The organism is Streptomyces sp. NPDC005141 (assembly GCF_053599975.1).
In genome coordinates, this window is the sequence record NZ_JBSFYW010000007.1 from 140,799 (window position 1) to 154,889 (window position 14,091).

Consider the following 14,091-nt stretch of genomic DNA (forward strand, 5'->3'; position numbering starts at 1 on the left):
GAACCCCGGCCCCGGGTGGGATCGTTGAGTCGGCGTGAGATGTTCACGCAGGGCTCGGGGACGGGTGATTTCGCTCTCTCTTCCCCCGCGTCTCGAGTGAACGGCTCCGCTGCGGGTTATCACGGACGCGGAAGGGGGTGCGGGACGGTGCGCGCGATCATCGGTCTTTGGCGCTGGCGGCACAATCCGCTGCGCCGCACGACGGATCTCGTGGAGGCCTGGCTGGCCCTGGCCGCCCTTCTGTTCGTCCTCGTCGGAGCGCCCCTCGTCGGAGCGGCCGTAGGAGCCTCGGCCCAGGAGGCGCTGCTGCGGTCCGTACGGGACCAGCGCGAGGACCGCCACCAGGTGGCGGCCACCGTTGTCAAGAAGCTCTCCCGGGGCCCGCTGGCGCCGGACCCCGAGACGTCGTCGGCCCGGGACACCCGCAGCCGCGTCGTGGCCGACTGGACGGCGCCGGACGGCACCCGGCAGCACGGCACGGTGATCGCCGCCCTCAAGTCCCCCCGTCCAGGGGACCATTTCTCGATCTGGACCGATCTGCACGGCCGCATAGTGGGCCGCCCGCTGGACAGTGCCACCGCGGCCACACACGCCGTTCTGGCCGGTTTCGGCGCGGCCGTGCTGTCGGCGGGACTCGTGGCGGCGGCCAGACGTCTGATCGTGGGGCACATGATCCGTCGGCGCTATGCCCGTTGGGACCAGGCGTGGGACAAGGCGGGTCCCGACTGGGGCAAGGCAGGCACCGGCAGCTGACGCCTTACCGCTCCGGTCAACCGGGCGTCCCCGCGCACGCTACGGTGGACCGGCCGAACTGTTCGGCACCGTCGTGAGAGGCTGTCCGGCAGGGACCGGGATCCCGACCGACGGGGCATCAGTACGACCTCGCAGGACCCGCGTACGACGAGGTGGGGGCACGACAGCGCCATGGCACAGGGCACGGTCCAGGTGACGCACACCGGAACCTCGCGGTGGCGGCGCCGCACGGGTGAGTACGCATCGCTGGCCGCCGCCCTGGAGGCCGCGGCCGACGGTGACGTCCTGACCGTCGCCCCCGGCACCTACCGGGAGAACCTGGTGGTGGAGCGCGCGGTGACGCTGCGCGGCCCCGAGGGCTCCCCCGGCTCCGTGCGCATCGCGCCGGTCGACGGCGTGCCGCTGACCGTGCGCGCCTCCGCCGTGGTCCAGGACCTGCATGTGGAGGGCCAGGACTCCGCCGCGCCCGCGCTGCTCGTCGAGGAGGGCACACCGGAGCTGCTGGACGTGCGGATCGTCACGCGGTCCGCCGCCGGGATCGAGGTGCGCGGTGGCGCCCGCCCGACCGTGCGCCGCTGCACGGTCGACAACCCCGCGGGCGTCGGCATCGCCGTACTGGACGGCGGCGGCGGCGTGTTCGAGGAGTGCGAGGTCGTCGCGGCCGGTCAGTCCGGGGTCGTGGTCCGCGGGGGCGCGCATCCGCGCCTCGAGCGCTGCCGGGTGCACCACACCTCCGGCGCCGGCCTGTCGGCGACCGGCGAGAACTCGTCGCTGGAGGCGGTGGGTTGCGAGGTGTACGAGGTCAAGGGTTCCGGGGTGCAGATCACCGGCCGGGCCACGGCTCATCTCACCGACTGCGATGTCCACCGGACGACCGCCGACGGCGTCACCCTCGACACGGACGCGGTGCTCACGCTCGCCGACTGCCGCATCCACGACATCCCGGAGAACGCGGTCGATCTGCGCTCGCGCTCGGTGCTGACACTGACACGTACCAGCGTGCGGCAGTTCGGGCGCAACGGCCTTTCGGTCTGGGACCCGGGCACGCGCGTGGACGCCAACCAGTGCGAGATCTTCGACAGCACCGGCGACTACCCCGCGGTATGGGTGAGCGACGGCGCGACCGCGGTGCTGGACTCGTGCCGGGTGCACGACGTGCCGGACGCGCTCTTCGTCCTGGACCGGGGTTCCCGCGCGGATGTCGTCGACTGCGACATCTCGCAGGTGCGCAACACCGCGGTGTCGGTGAGCGACGGCGCCACCGTGCAGCTCGACGACTGCCGCATCCGGGACGCCGCGACGGGTGCCTGGTTCCGTGACCACGGCAGCGGCGGCAACCTGTCCGGCTGCATCGTGGACGGCACGCAGACCGGAGTGATCGTCACCAAGGGCGCCGATCCGACGATCGAGCGCTGCACGGTCACCTCGCCCGCCGAGGCCGGTTTCTATGTGTCCGCCGACGGGCGGGGCAGTTTCCTGAACTGCCGGGTGGCGGACAGCGGGGGCTACGGCTTCCATGTGATCGACGGCTGCCGGGCGACCCTGCGCAAGTGCCGTACGGAGCGGTGCGCGCGCGGAGGTTACGAGTTCGCCGACGCGGGCGGGGCGCCCGGCGGAGGTCCCGTCGTCGAGGACTGCGCCAGCGACGAGAGCACGGGACTGCGCTCCCCGGCGCACGAGACGGCGGTCGAGACGTCCGGTTCGTCGGCGAGTCTGCTGGGGGCGATCCCCGGTCAGCGCAGCACCGAGCGGGAGCCGCTCGTCGGCGTCGCGGAGCCCGCGCAGTCGGCCCGCGGATCGAAGGCCGTCCTCGGTGAACTCGACGCGCTGGTGGGCCTGGAGAACGTCAAGCGCGAGGTGCGGGCCCTCACCGACATGATCGAGGTGGGGCGCCGCAGGCAGCAGGCGGGCCTCAAGGCGGCGTCCGCCCGGCGCCATCTCGTCTTCACCGGCTCCCCGGGTACCGGCAAGACGACCGTCGCCCGGCTGTACGGCGAGATCCTCGCCTCGCTGGGTGTGCTGGAGAAGGGGCACCTGGTCGAGGTGTCCCGGGTGGACCTGGTCGGTGAGCACATCGGGTCGACCGCGATCCGTACCCAGGAGGCGTTCGACCGGGCGCGCGGCGGCGTGCTGTTCATCGACGAGGCGTACGCGCTGTCGCCGGAGGACTCGGGCCGCGACTTCGGGCGCGAGGCCATCGACACGCTGGTGAAGCTGATGGAGGACCACCGGGAGGCGGTGGTGGTGATCGTCGCGGGGTACACCGCCGAGATGGAGCGGTTCCTGTCGGTCAACCCCGGTGTGGCGTCCCGTTTCTCACGGACCATCACCTTCAACGACTATCTCCCCGACGAGCTGTTGCGGATCGTGGAGCAGCAGGCCGAGGAGCACGAGTACCGCCTGGGTCCGGGCGCGGCCGAGGCGCTCCTGAAGTACTTCACGGCGATTCCGAAGGGGGCCGCGTTCGGCAACGGCCGCACGGCACGGCAGACGTTCGAGGCGATGGTGGAGCGGCACGCGGGCCGGGTCGCCCAGGTGGACGAGCCGAGCACGGACGACCTGACCCTGCTCTACTCGGAGGATCTGCCGGAGCTGCCGTGAGCGTCCTTCCGGGGACGCTGGCCCGGCACCTCGGGCAGCAGCCGGGCCAGCAGCAGTTCCCGCTCGTCGGCGAAGGCCGGGTCAGCCTGGTAGTCGGAGTGGCCGAGGACCGGCGCGGGCAGCGGCTGTCGCTCGGTGCGGCCATAGGCGAGCGGGTCCTTCAAGGGCTCGTGGTCGACTTCGGGACCGCAGTCGCCGGGTAGCCGCACGGGTCCGCCGATGGGGTCGGTCGGACGGTACAGATTCCGCCAGCAGGCGACCTCTCGGTGCAGTGAGGCCAGGGCGGCCGGGCCGAAGTGGGCCGGGAACCAGCGTCCGTACAGGCGCTCGAGCGGTGAGCCGTAGGTGAGCAGCGCGATCCTCTTGCGGACCGCGGGCTTGAGCTGCCAGGCCGCTGCGGCCGCCAGCACACTGCCCTGGGAGTGTCCGGAGAGCACGAGCCGTCCGCCGGTGGCACGGATCCAGGTGGCCATGCGCCAGGTGAGGTCGGGCACGGCGCGCTCGGCGTAGCAGGGCGGCGCGAAGGGGTGGGCCGCGCGTGGCCAGAAGGTGCCGACGTCCCAGAGGATGCCGATGGTGCGGCGGGCGGCGGGGTCCCTGTAGGCGCGGCGGCCCCAGGTGACGAACAGGATGAAGCCGAGGCCGATCAGCCAGGAGCCGAGTGCCTGCGCGGTCTGGGCCGCGCCCTGGACGACGCCGTACGTCCCCCGCGCGGCCGCGCTCGGGGCGTCCCCGGTGGCGAAGGCCCCGGCCAGGGCGCCGGCACCGAGCAGCAGTGTCACGGACGAGATGACTCCGACCATGAGCGGCGCCCGGTCGGTGAGGGCGGCCATCGCGCGGGTGCTCGCGATGCGGCGGGTGCGGGCGGTGTCCTTGGCCTCGCTCGGGTAGTCGCGCTCGACGGCGACCGCCTCTCGGCGGCGCAGCTGCCAGGTGCGCCGGGCGAGCCAGCCGATGAGGGCGAGCAGGACGACGAGCAGCGGAGGGATCGCGGAGGCCTGCCAGGTCAGCAGGACGGGCGGGCCTGGAATCGAGTGGCGGGTGCCGTCGAGCCAGTCGGCGACGCGCTGGGACACTCCTCCGGACATCACCCCGCCCAGCGCGCAGGCGAGCATGGCGACGGCGGGCCCCGCATAGCCCCGCATCGCGGTGCGTGTGTCGATGGTGCCGGGCGCGGCTCCGGAGCCCGGGACCTGGGGGTTCGCGCGGTACAGGACGCGGGCGACCACACCGAGCGTGATCACGAGCAGGCCCTGCGCGAGGGCGAGGCCGCCGAACGTGGCGTCGCCGGGCAGGCGCCCCGCCGAGTGCCAGGCCGGCCGTGACCAGCCGGCGTAGACCAGGGCGAGGACGAGCAGGACGACCGAGCCCAGCAGCAGTCGCCGCACCAGGCTCCGGTCGCGACCGCGGTCGATCCGGTTCTCGCTGCGGCCGCGACGGCAGACCACCCCCAGCACAACGGCGCCGCCCACCACGAGGGTTGCGTTCAGGAGCCCGCCCAGCGCTTCCAGTACGACCGGCCCGCCGGGCCTGCGGTCGTAGCGGGCCGCCGAGGAGCCGACGGCCGCGGCGACGGTCAGGAAGCCCGCGGCGGTGTGCGCGGCGCGCAGCCGGGCCACCAGACGGCGCCCGTACCAGAAGCCGGGGCGGCCCAGTCCGGTGCCGTCGGTCTCCTCGTCGGGCTCGGCGGCTCGGGACATCGGCTGCTGCGACTCGTACGCGCTCCAGGTGCGGTGCGACAGGTACCACAGGAGGGCGGTGAGCGCCGCGGGCACCAGGCACGCCAGGGCGAGACGGCGGCCCGGCTGGCTCCACCAGCCCGCGTCGGGGCGGTCCGGGGAGAGGAAGCCGAGCCAGGAGTGGTTGCGCACGCACGCGCGGGTGCCGGCGCACTGCCAGGCGGCCAGGTCGAGGGCGACCTCGCAGGCGGCGGCGACCAGCAGCACCGTGAGGGTGAGTCCGGCGAGGCGGACGAGCAGCCCGTACAGGCGCACGACCCGCCCGCGGCCGAGCGAGGCGGGGCGCATCCAGTGCGCGAGGTTGACCACCATGAAGGGCAGTAACAGGAGCCATAGGGCGCGGGCGCCGTTGCCGGACGTGAGGTTGCACCACACGTACGCCTCGCGCACCGGCCCGCCGGGGCGGTCCTCGGCGTCGACGTCCTCGGCGCGCCGGAAGACGGCCGCCGTCGCGTCGCCGGTGATCCGGACCGTCCGCGGATCGTCCAGCATGTCCTCCGGCGTGGTGCCGCCGACCCCGTGGACCAGGAGTTCCAGGGCGGTTCCGGCCGCTTCGGGCCGCTGTACAGGGCTGCCGGGCTCCCCGTCGATGGCATGTTCCCGTGCACGTTCCACTGTTCCGCACTTCCCCCGCGCCACGCCCGTCGCATGTGTCATGTGCAGGCATAAGGATCGCGCGCTCCGGGCAGTGCGCACACCCGAACTCACGGAATCTCCCCGATACGTGTGAAAGTGGCGGCACGGAAGGGACACCGTGGGCGTGCGGGCAGTGGCGCGGCTGTCGGTGTCCCGTGCGAGGATGGGTCGTCCTCCAGACCTCGGACAAGGAGAATGTCCACGTGGGAGTGGGTTCGGACGGAGTGTCGGGCAGGCAGCGGCGAAAGGACCGGAGCGGTCGTGAGTGAGAATCAGAACCTCCTCGCGGAGCAGCGTCGCGCTCTGATCCTCGACGAGGTGCGCCGACGCGGCGGTGTCCGCGTGAACGAACTGACGCGAAGACTCGGCGTCTCCGACATGACGGTCCGCCGCGACCTCGACGCGCTGGCCCGCCAGGGTGTCGTCGAGAAGGTGCACGGCGGCGCGGTGCCGGTGATCGAGGCGAGCACCCACGAACCGGGTTTCGAGGCCAAGTCGGGCCTGGAGCTGACCGCCAAGGAGGACATCGCGCGGGCCGCCGCCGAGTTGGTCGCGCCGGGCTCGGCGATCGCCCTCTCAGGTGGCACGACGACATACGCGCTGGCCCATCAGCTCCTGGACGTCCCGGACCTGACCGTGGTCACCAACTCGGTGCGCGTGGCGGACGTGTTCCACTCGGCGCAGCGCACCTCCGGTCAGCGTCCGGGCGCCGCGACCGTCGTCCTCACGGGTGGGGTACGCACACCGTCCGACTCCCTGGTCGGGCCGGTGGCCGATCAGGCCATCGCGGCACTGCACTTCGATGTCCTCTTCCTCGGTGTCCACGGCATATCGGCCGAGGCGGGACTGTCGACGCCGAACCTCGCGGAGGCGGAGACCAACCGGCGGCTCGTGCAGTCCGCGCGGCGCGTCGTCGTGGTCGCCGACCACACCAAGTGGGGCACGGTGGGCCTCAGTTCGTTCGCCGCGCTGGAGCAGGTCGACACGCTGGTGACCGACCGCGGGATGCCCGCCGAGGCCCGCGCGGAGATCGCGGAGCACCTGCGGCGCCTGGTGGTGGCCGGTGAACCCGAGGACGATACAGACATCTGACGGTCCGCCAGCTAGGGTGACGCTGCCCGCGCCGCCGGTGACACAGCCGGCGCCGTCCGTGGCGCGGGTGCGACCAGGTCGTCGTCGGCCGCCGACCGGGGTCGGTTCCGCGAAGCGGCCGGGCGGGTCCCGTCACGGGCGTTCCGTACACGTACGGGAGCCAGGACCCGGTTCCCGCAAGGGGGTTCGCTCATGGCACGTCGCCCGCGTCCGGTGGGGCCCGACTTCGTCGAGACGGCTCCGGTGCGTCTGGTGTTCGCGCGGGAGGTGACCGCCCCTCCCGAGGCGGTCTTCTCGGCGCTCGCCGAGGACGTGTCCGGCTGGAGCGAGTGGTTCTCGGCCGTGACCCTCGCCCGGCCCACCGCGGACGGCTCCGGGCGCGAGGTGCGGCTCCGCGGAGGAATACGCTTCGAGGAGACCGTCCTTGTCTCCGAGGCCTCCCAGGTGTACACGTACCGGGTCGATGTCACGAACGCTCCCGGGATACGCGCCCTGGTCGAGGAGTGGCGGCTGACACCCGCGGGCAAGGGGACCCGCGTTCAGTGGACCTTCGCCGCCGACGGAACAGCTCTCTTCCGGGCGGCCCTCACCGTGGGGCGGGGCGGCCTGGGTCGCGCCTTCCGCAGCGCGGTCACGGCACTGGACCGGCGGCTGACACCGGCGCCGGCCTGAATTCGCCGGCGCACCGAATCAGGCCCCACGCGTGGCGCGTCCGGCATCCGGCATCCGGCATCCGGCATCCGGCATCCGGCCTGATCTCACAGGGTCTGGCGCCCGGCGTCTGACCTGCCCCCACACAGGGTCGGGCGCCTGCCTGCCCCGAGACGGCGTCCAGCATCCGGCCACCGGCCACCAGAACAACTGCGCTCCCCCGGGCGGGGTTTGGACAGCCCGGCCCAAAGGCATGCCCGGACGCCGAGGGCGGGTCAGGCCGGCCAGACGCCCGTCGCCAGCAGGGAGGTGATCACCGCGGTGTACGGCGCGATGTCCAGGCCTTGTTCGGCCAGCCACGCGTCCGAGTAGTACTTGTCGAGATAGCGGTCCCCGGGGTCGCACAGCAGCGTCACCACGCTTCCCTTGCGCCCCTCGGCGACCATTTCGGCGACGATCTTCAGGGCACTCCACAGGCCGGTGCCGGTCGAGCCGCCCGCCTTGCGGCCGATGGCCTGCTCCAGGGCGCGTACGGCCGCGACGCTCGCCGCGTCCGGCACCTTCATCATGCGGTCGATGGCGCCGGGCACGAAGCTCGGCTCCATGCGTGGCCTGCCGATGCCCTCGATGCGCGAACCGCAGTCGCAGGTGACGTCCGGATCGCCGGTGGTCCAGCCCTCGAAGAAACAGGAGTTCTCCGGGTCGGCGACACAGATACGGGTGTCCGCCTGCATGTAGTGGACATAGCGCGCGAGGGTCGCCGAGGTACCGCCGGTGCCGGCCGTGGCGACGATCCACGCGGGCTCCGGGAATCGCTCCAACGACAGCTGGCGGAAGATGGATTCGGCGATGTTGTTGTTCCCGCGCCAGTCGGTGGCCCGTTCCGCATAAGTGAATTGATCCATGTAATGGCCGCCGGTCTCGACCGCGAGGGCGGCGGACTCCTCGTAGATCTTGCGCGCGTCGTCCACGAAATGGCACTGCCCGCCGTGGAATTCGATCAAGCGGCATTTCTCGGCGCTCGTGGTGCGGGGCATGACCGCGATGAAAGGCACGCCGATGAGCCCCGCGAAATAGGCCTCGGACACGGCGGTCGAACCGCTGGACGCCTCGATCACCGGACGGCCCGGCCGGATCCAGCCATTGCACAGGCCGTACAGGAAGAGGGAGCGGGCGAGGCGGTGCTTGAGGCTGCCGGTGGGGTGGGTCGACTCGTCCTTCAGGTAGAGGTCGATGCCCCACTCCTCGGGCAGCGGGAAGCGGAGCAGATGGGTGTCGGCAGAGCGGTTGGCGTCGGCCTGGACCTTGCGGACGGCTTCTTTGAGCCAGCTCCGGTACTCCGCGTCCGTGTGGTCGACATCGAGGGTCTCGCCGGTCCGGGACTGCTGGGGAGTGCTCACGGGAAGGCTCCTAACGCATGGCGCCGACACCGCTTCAGCTGGTCGGACGCCTCGATCATAAACACCTTCCACACGCTTCTCACCTGCATAAACACACCTTTGAGCAGCCCAAAGACATCCCTGGGGGGACGGAGGGGAACCGGAAGGGAGGGGGCGCATCCCGGCCTTTGCTCCCGCCGCACCCACCACCTCGTCATACGCACTGGTGCTCGACGCCGCCCGCGGGCAGACTGCACCGCACGGGGCGGTCGCCCCCGGCGGGGATGCACACTGGGTCACGTCAAGACACGGCCGGAGCGCACAAGGGGGCGGGGCATCATGGCGGAGCCGGAGTTCACAGCCACAGGCGTGCGGATCGGAAAGAGGCTGCGCTCGCTCACCCGGGCCGGACAGGTCCGGATCAGCGACGGCAGGCTGGAACTGCTCACCAGCTACGGCAGCGAGATCGACAGCGCGCCGGTGCAGGCGGTGCGCGCGTCGAAGCCCTGGTTCGCGCACGAGGACCGGGCGTCGGCGGACGTCAACGGCACGCGCTACTCCCTCACGCTCGGCGAGCACGATCCAGCGCCCGGCCGGCCGGGGCCACCCTCCGCACGCCGCTTCATCGAGGCGGTCCGCAGGGCGGCGGGACGCAACGGCTGAGGTGCGCCCCACGCCCGCTACCTTTCGTGGAGCGCCGCGAGTTGCAGGACCGCGCCCCCTGCGTCACTCTGATGTCACATCACTCTGGGTTTACCGGCGATAACGCTGCGAACCAGCCCGCCGGCAACCACAGCAGGCGGCCGTTCCACTCAGCCGCTCTGCTGGATCCGATCTCCGTCTTCTTCCGGACCTCAATTCGGGGAGTCGCAGCCGTGATCAGCCAGCCAAGCAGGCATTGCACGGTGGAGCTCCAAGCCCTGCCGTCGCGGATCGGCCAGGTCCGCAGAATCGTCTCTGCGCAGTTGCGCTACTGGCATCTGGACCCCTTGATAGACCGGGCCGCGCTCGGAGTCACCGAGTTGCTGACCAACGTTCACCGGCACGCCCAGCCGGACAAACTGTGCACCGTGAAGATCGAGCTGCTGCTCGACCGGCTCACGGTCTCGGTGCACGACCACGACCCCCGGCTTCCCGTGGTGCGGGAGCCGGACCCCGGTTCCACCTGCGGACGCGGCCTCGCCATGGTTGCGGCGGTCAGCGAGAGCTGGGGCGTACAGCCCGACGGCGAGTCGGGCAAGGTCGTGTGGTTCACGCTTCCGGCGTCGTCGCCCGTGGTGACGGCCGCCCTCCGTGCGCCGTACGAGATCGCCTGCGAGGCCACTCTCAGGCACACCGCCGACGTGCGCAGGCCGGAACACGCTCCCGCCCGGTCAGCCGTTGCCGGCTGACCGGGCGGTGACCCCCGCCTCGTACGCCGCTCGTTCGCGGGCGCCGTACGGCCGCGGGTGGCTCACTCGGTGGCGATGGCCCGCAGCACGTCCAGGCGCGCCGCCCGCCGTGCCGGGCGCAGTCCCGCGAGGGCTCCGGCAGCGAGGCCCACCAGCGCCACCACCACGAGCCGCAGCGGCGGTATCGCGAAGGCGAAGGCGCTGTCCGACGCTCCGTCGGAGGCCTCGACGAGCACCCAGCCGAGGAAGGCACCGAGGGCGAGCCCGCCCGCCGTGCCGAACGCGGCGACGAGGACCGACTCCCAGCGGACCATGGCGCGCAGCTGCGCCCGGGTCTGTCCGACGGCCCGTAGCAGACCGAGTTCCCGTGTGCGCTCGTGGATCGCGAGCGTGAGGGTGTTGGCGATGCCGAGCAGCGCGATCAGCACCGCGAGGGCGAGCAGGGCGTAGACCAGGGTCAGCATCATGTCGATGCCGCCCGCCGAGGACTGCGCGTACTCGTCCCGGGTCTGCACCTCGGGACTGCCGTACCGCTCGGCGACCTTCTCCACCGCGGCCTTGCCCTCCGCGGTGCTCACGCCGTCCTTGAAGGAGACGGCGACGACTGTGTCGGAGTCCTGGGCCCGGTGCGGGGCCCAGCCGGCGCGGGTGATGACGTAGTCGCCCGCCAGTTCCGACCGGCCGTAGACGGCACGGACGGTGAAGTCGGCCTTCTGCCCGTCGGCGAAGGCGAGCCGGGCCGTGTCACCGGTCACCAAGTGCTGCTTGTCGGCCTCCCCGCGGGTGATGGCGATGCCGTCGGTGCCGAGGTCGTTCAGCGAGCCGTGCACGTCGCCGAGGTCGAACACCTTGCCGAGCGTGACCGGGTCGGTGACCGTCAACGCGCGGCCCCTTCCGTTGACTTCGGCGACTCCCTTGCCGAGCCCCACGGCGTTCTCGACCGTCGGCTGACGTGCGATGGCCGGGGCCAGTTCCGGGCTGAGGCCGCTGCCGCCCGCGCCGAACGACGGCGTGCTGACGGCGATGTCACCCGCGAAGGAGCGGGAGACCGTCTGGTCCATGGTGGCCTTGAGCGAGGCGCCGAAGACCGTGAACAGCGAGACGACGGCGACGCCGATCATCAGGGCGCCGGCGGTGGATGCGGTCCGCTTGGGGCTGCGCAGCGCGTTGCGCCGGGCGAGTCCGCCGGTGACCCCGCGCAGCTTGTCGAGAGGCGCGCCGAGGACCCGTACGGCGGTCGTGGACGCGACCGGACCGAGGACCACGAAGGCGGCGAGAGCCAGCACGGCGCCGAGTCCGGCGAGCCACAGCGACGGAGTCAGCAGGACGCCCGTCAGGGTGACGGCCACCGCGAGGGCCGCCAGTCCCCCGCCGACGGCCGCACGTCCGCGGGAGGCGCCGGAGCCGTCGACCGCCGTCTCGCGCAGCGCGGCGAGCGGCGCGGTGCGTCCGGCCCGTGCGGCGGGCAGCAGGGCTGAGCCGAGACAGACCACGATGCCGACGCCGAGCGGGAGCACCATGGAGAGAGCGCTGATCACCAAGTCGCCCTCGGGGAAGGGGAACCCGATGGCCGGGAACAGCGCCTGGAGTCCGGCCGCGATACCGATGCCGCCGACGAGTCCCACGGCCGAGGCGGTCACGGCGACGACGCTCGCCTCGGCCAGGGTCGACACGGTGACCTGTCGGCGCGAGGCACCCAGGGCGCGCAACAGCGCGTTCTCGCGGGTGCGTTGGGCGACGACGATCGCGAAGGTGTTGTGGATGGAGAAGGTCGCGACGAGGAGCGCGATGCCGGAGAAGACGAGCAGGAGCGTGGTGAAGACGGTCAGGAACTGGCTGGAGATCATGTCGGTGTTCTCCTGCGCGGACTCCTGTCCGGAGATGGCCTCGACTCCCTTGGGAAGCACGGGAGTCAGATCGGAGACGAGCTCGTCCTGACCGACTCCCGGGCCCGCGCGCACGCGGATGCTCGCGGCCTCGCCGGGCTTCGCGGTCAGGTATTTCTCCGCGTCGGCCTGCGTCATCCCGGTGAAGGTCACCTGGGCCATGCCGTCCTCGCCACCGAAGGTCGCGAGGCCCACGATCGTCACCTGGACGGGGTCGGGCGTGCGCAGGGTCGTCGTGTCGCCGATCCTCAGGTCGCCCTTCTCGGCGGCGCCCCTGTTGACCACGACCTCGCCGGACTTCGACGGGGCGCGGCCTTCGGCGAGTCGGTACGCGTTGAGCTTCGGATCGTCGATCCAGTTGCCCGCGAGGGTGGGTGGGCCCTGGCCGCCGATGGGCTTGCCGTCGGCGCCGATGAGCTGGCCGGCGCCCTGGATGTCCGGCGCGGCGGCCGCGACACCGGGGGTCCGCTCGATCGTCCGCGCCAGCTCGGTGCCGACGGGCGCGCGGACGCCCTGGCTCTCCCCCGGCGTGGTGATGGTGTCGGCGCTGCGGACGACGGCGTCGGTGCCCTTGGTCGCGTTGCCGAACATCGTGTCGAACCCGGCGCGCAGGGTGTCGCCCATGACGAGGGTGCCCGCCAGGAAGGCGACGCCTAGGAGCACCGCGAAGAACGTGCCCGCGAAGCGGCGTTTGCGGGAGCGCAGCGACGAGGCGCTCAGGCGCAGTGCGGCGTTCATACCGGTGCCCCCATGCCGTCGAAGGCCTTCATGCGGTCGAGGACCTTGTCGGCCGTCGGCTTCTCCATCCGGTCCACGAGGCGTCCGTCGGCGAGGAAGACCACCTCGTCGGCGTGCGCGGCGGCGACCGGGTCGTGCGTGACCATCACGACCGTCCGGTCCATCCGGCGCACCGCCCTGCCGAGAAGGTTCAGAACCTCCTCACCGGAGCGGGAGTCGAGGTTGCCGGTGGGTTCGTCGGCGAAGACGACGTCAGGTTGTCCGGCGAACGCCCTTGCCACGGCGACGCGTTGCTGCTGTCCGCCGGACAACTCGCTGGGCCGGTGGTGGAGCCGGTCGCGCAGACCGACGACATCGACGAGGGCGTCGGTCCATGCGCGGGAGCCCTTGGTTCCGGCGAGGTCCATGGGCAGGGCGATGTTCTCGGCGACGGTGAGCGTCGGAATGAGGTTGAACGCCTGGAAGACGAAGCCGATCCGGTCGCGGCGCAACAGGGTCAGACGGCGGTCGTCGAGGGTGCCGAGCTCGGTGTCGCCGATGTACGCGGCCCCGGAGGTGAGCGTGTCCAGGCCGGCCGCGCAGTGCATCAGGGTGGACTTGCCGGAGCCCGAGGGCCCCATGATCGCGGTGAAGCGACCGGCCGGAAAGCCGACGCCCACCCCGTCCAGGGCCCTCACGGCGGTGTCGCCGCTGCCGTACACCTTCACGGCGTCGGTGACGCGTGCGGCGTCCCGGCGGGCGGTCGTGGCCGTCATGCCGCACCGCCCTTGCCCGTGCGCCCGAACTGCTCGTCGAGGACGGAGAGCCGGCGCCAGTACTCGTCCTCGTCGATCTCTCCGGAGGCGAAACGGCGGCCGAGCACGGCGATCGGTGAGTCGCCGGCCGGGAGGGCGCCGCCGGGGCCGAATCCGCCCGTCGCACGCCACGGACCACGGCGTCCGCGCCAGGCGGTGCGCCGCAGCACGGTCACGACGCCGATCACGACGGCCGCCCAGATCAGCGGAAGGAACAGGATCCACGGGCCGGGGCCGCCGTCCCAGTTCGCCAGGGTCTGCATCTCGAGTCATCTCCTCGGTGGGAATCGCGGGTGGAAATCGCGCGTCTTCGCGGGACCTCTTTGCGATGCCTCGAGAGTCGCCCAGGCAGGGGGTCCGAGTCGTCGTACGGCCAGCGGCAGTGCCCGTACCCCCCGGGGAGTACGCCGGGGGGTACGGGCTGCTTCGTG

11 protein-coding genes are annotated in these 14,091 nt (G+C 72.1%); 6 read left to right on the plus strand and 5 right to left on the minus strand.

The window, feature by feature from the left end:
- The first annotated feature begins 147 nt into the window (after nt 1-147).
- Together ACWD68_RS08155 and ACWD68_RS08160 are read left to right on the plus strand one after the other, a co-directional pair.
- A complete protein-coding gene (locus ACWD68_RS08155) occupies nt 148-753 on the plus strand; it encodes an Rv1733c family protein (RefSeq protein WP_451805637.1) in 606 nt (201 codons plus the stop codon).
- A gap of 171 nt (nt 754-924) precedes the next feature.
- Complete coding sequence (locus ACWD68_RS08160; RefSeq protein WP_451805638.1) at nt 925-3,354, plus strand: right-handed parallel beta-helix repeat-containing protein; 2,430 nt, start codon at nt 925-927, stop codon at nt 3,352-3,354.
- Here the strand turns inward: ACWD68_RS08160 and ACWD68_RS08165 are convergent.
- Nucleotides 3,324-5,708, minus strand: coding sequence for a hypothetical protein (locus tag ACWD68_RS08165; RefSeq protein ID WP_451805639.1), 2,385 nt, complete (start codon nt 5,706-5,708; stop codon nt 3,324-3,326). The genes ACWD68_RS08160 and ACWD68_RS08165 overlap by 31 nt on opposite strands.
- Before the next feature lie 282 nt (nt 5,709-5,990).
- On the opposite strand from ACWD68_RS08165, the gene ACWD68_RS08170 reads away from it, so the two are divergent.
- Both ACWD68_RS08170 and ACWD68_RS08175 read left to right on the plus strand, forming a co-directional pair.
- On the plus strand, nt 5,991-6,821 hold the full coding sequence (locus ACWD68_RS08170; RefSeq protein WP_451805640.1) for a DeoR/GlpR family DNA-binding transcription regulator: 831 nt from the start codon (nt 5,991-5,993) through the stop codon (nt 6,819-6,821).
- Between the two features lie 192 nt (nt 6,822-7,013).
- Nucleotides 7,014-7,493: an SRPBCC family protein gene (locus tag ACWD68_RS08175; protein WP_451805641.1), complete on the plus strand. Its 480-nt coding sequence runs from the start codon at nt 7,014-7,016 to the stop codon at nt 7,491-7,493.
- A 254-nt stretch (nt 7,494-7,747) separates the two neighbouring features.
- On the opposite strand, the gene ACWD68_RS08180 is transcribed toward ACWD68_RS08175, so the two are convergent.
- Entirely contained in the window at nt 7,748-8,872 is a 1,125-nt protein-coding gene (locus ACWD68_RS08180; protein WP_451805642.1) for a PLP-dependent cysteine synthase family protein, read from the minus strand.
- Nucleotides 8,873-9,190: 318 nt separating this feature from the next.
- On the opposite strand from ACWD68_RS08180, the gene ACWD68_RS08185 reads away from it, so the two are divergent.
- Both ACWD68_RS08185 and ACWD68_RS08190 read left to right on the plus strand, forming a co-directional pair.
- The gene (locus ACWD68_RS08185) at nt 9,191-9,514 is read left to right on the plus strand and encodes a hypothetical protein (protein WP_451805643.1); all 324 of its coding nucleotides are present in this window, start codon (nt 9,191-9,193) and stop codon (nt 9,512-9,514) included.
- 212 nt (nt 9,515-9,726) lie between these two features.
- Nucleotides 9,727-10,242, plus strand: coding sequence for an ATP-binding protein (locus ACWD68_RS08190; RefSeq protein WP_451805644.1), 516 nt, complete (start codon nt 9,727-9,729; stop codon nt 10,240-10,242).
- 62 nt (nt 10,243-10,304) lie between these two features.
- On the opposite strand, the gene ACWD68_RS08195 is transcribed toward ACWD68_RS08190, so the two are convergent.
- From ACWD68_RS08195 to ACWD68_RS08205, 3 genes are read right to left on the minus strand one after another with little or no spacing between them, the layout of a single operon-like run.
- The gene (locus ACWD68_RS08195; protein ID WP_451805645.1) at nt 10,305-12,866 is read right to left on the minus strand and encodes an ABC transporter permease; all 2,562 of its coding nucleotides are present in this window, start codon (nt 12,864-12,866) and stop codon (nt 10,305-10,307) included.
- Nucleotides 12,863-13,621 (minus strand): ABC transporter ATP-binding protein, encoded by a 759-nt coding sequence (locus ACWD68_RS08200; protein WP_451805646.1) that lies wholly within the window; start codon nt 13,619-13,621, stop codon nt 12,863-12,865. The genes ACWD68_RS08195 and ACWD68_RS08200 overlap by 4 nt, the downstream gene beginning before the upstream one ends.
- On the minus strand, nt 13,618-13,923 hold the full coding sequence (locus ACWD68_RS08205; protein WP_451805647.1) for an SHOCT domain-containing protein: 306 nt from the start codon (nt 13,921-13,923) through the stop codon (nt 13,618-13,620). Before ACWD68_RS08205 ends, ACWD68_RS08200 begins: the two co-directional genes overlap by 4 nt.
- Between the last annotated feature and the right edge of the window lie 168 nt (nt 13,924-14,091).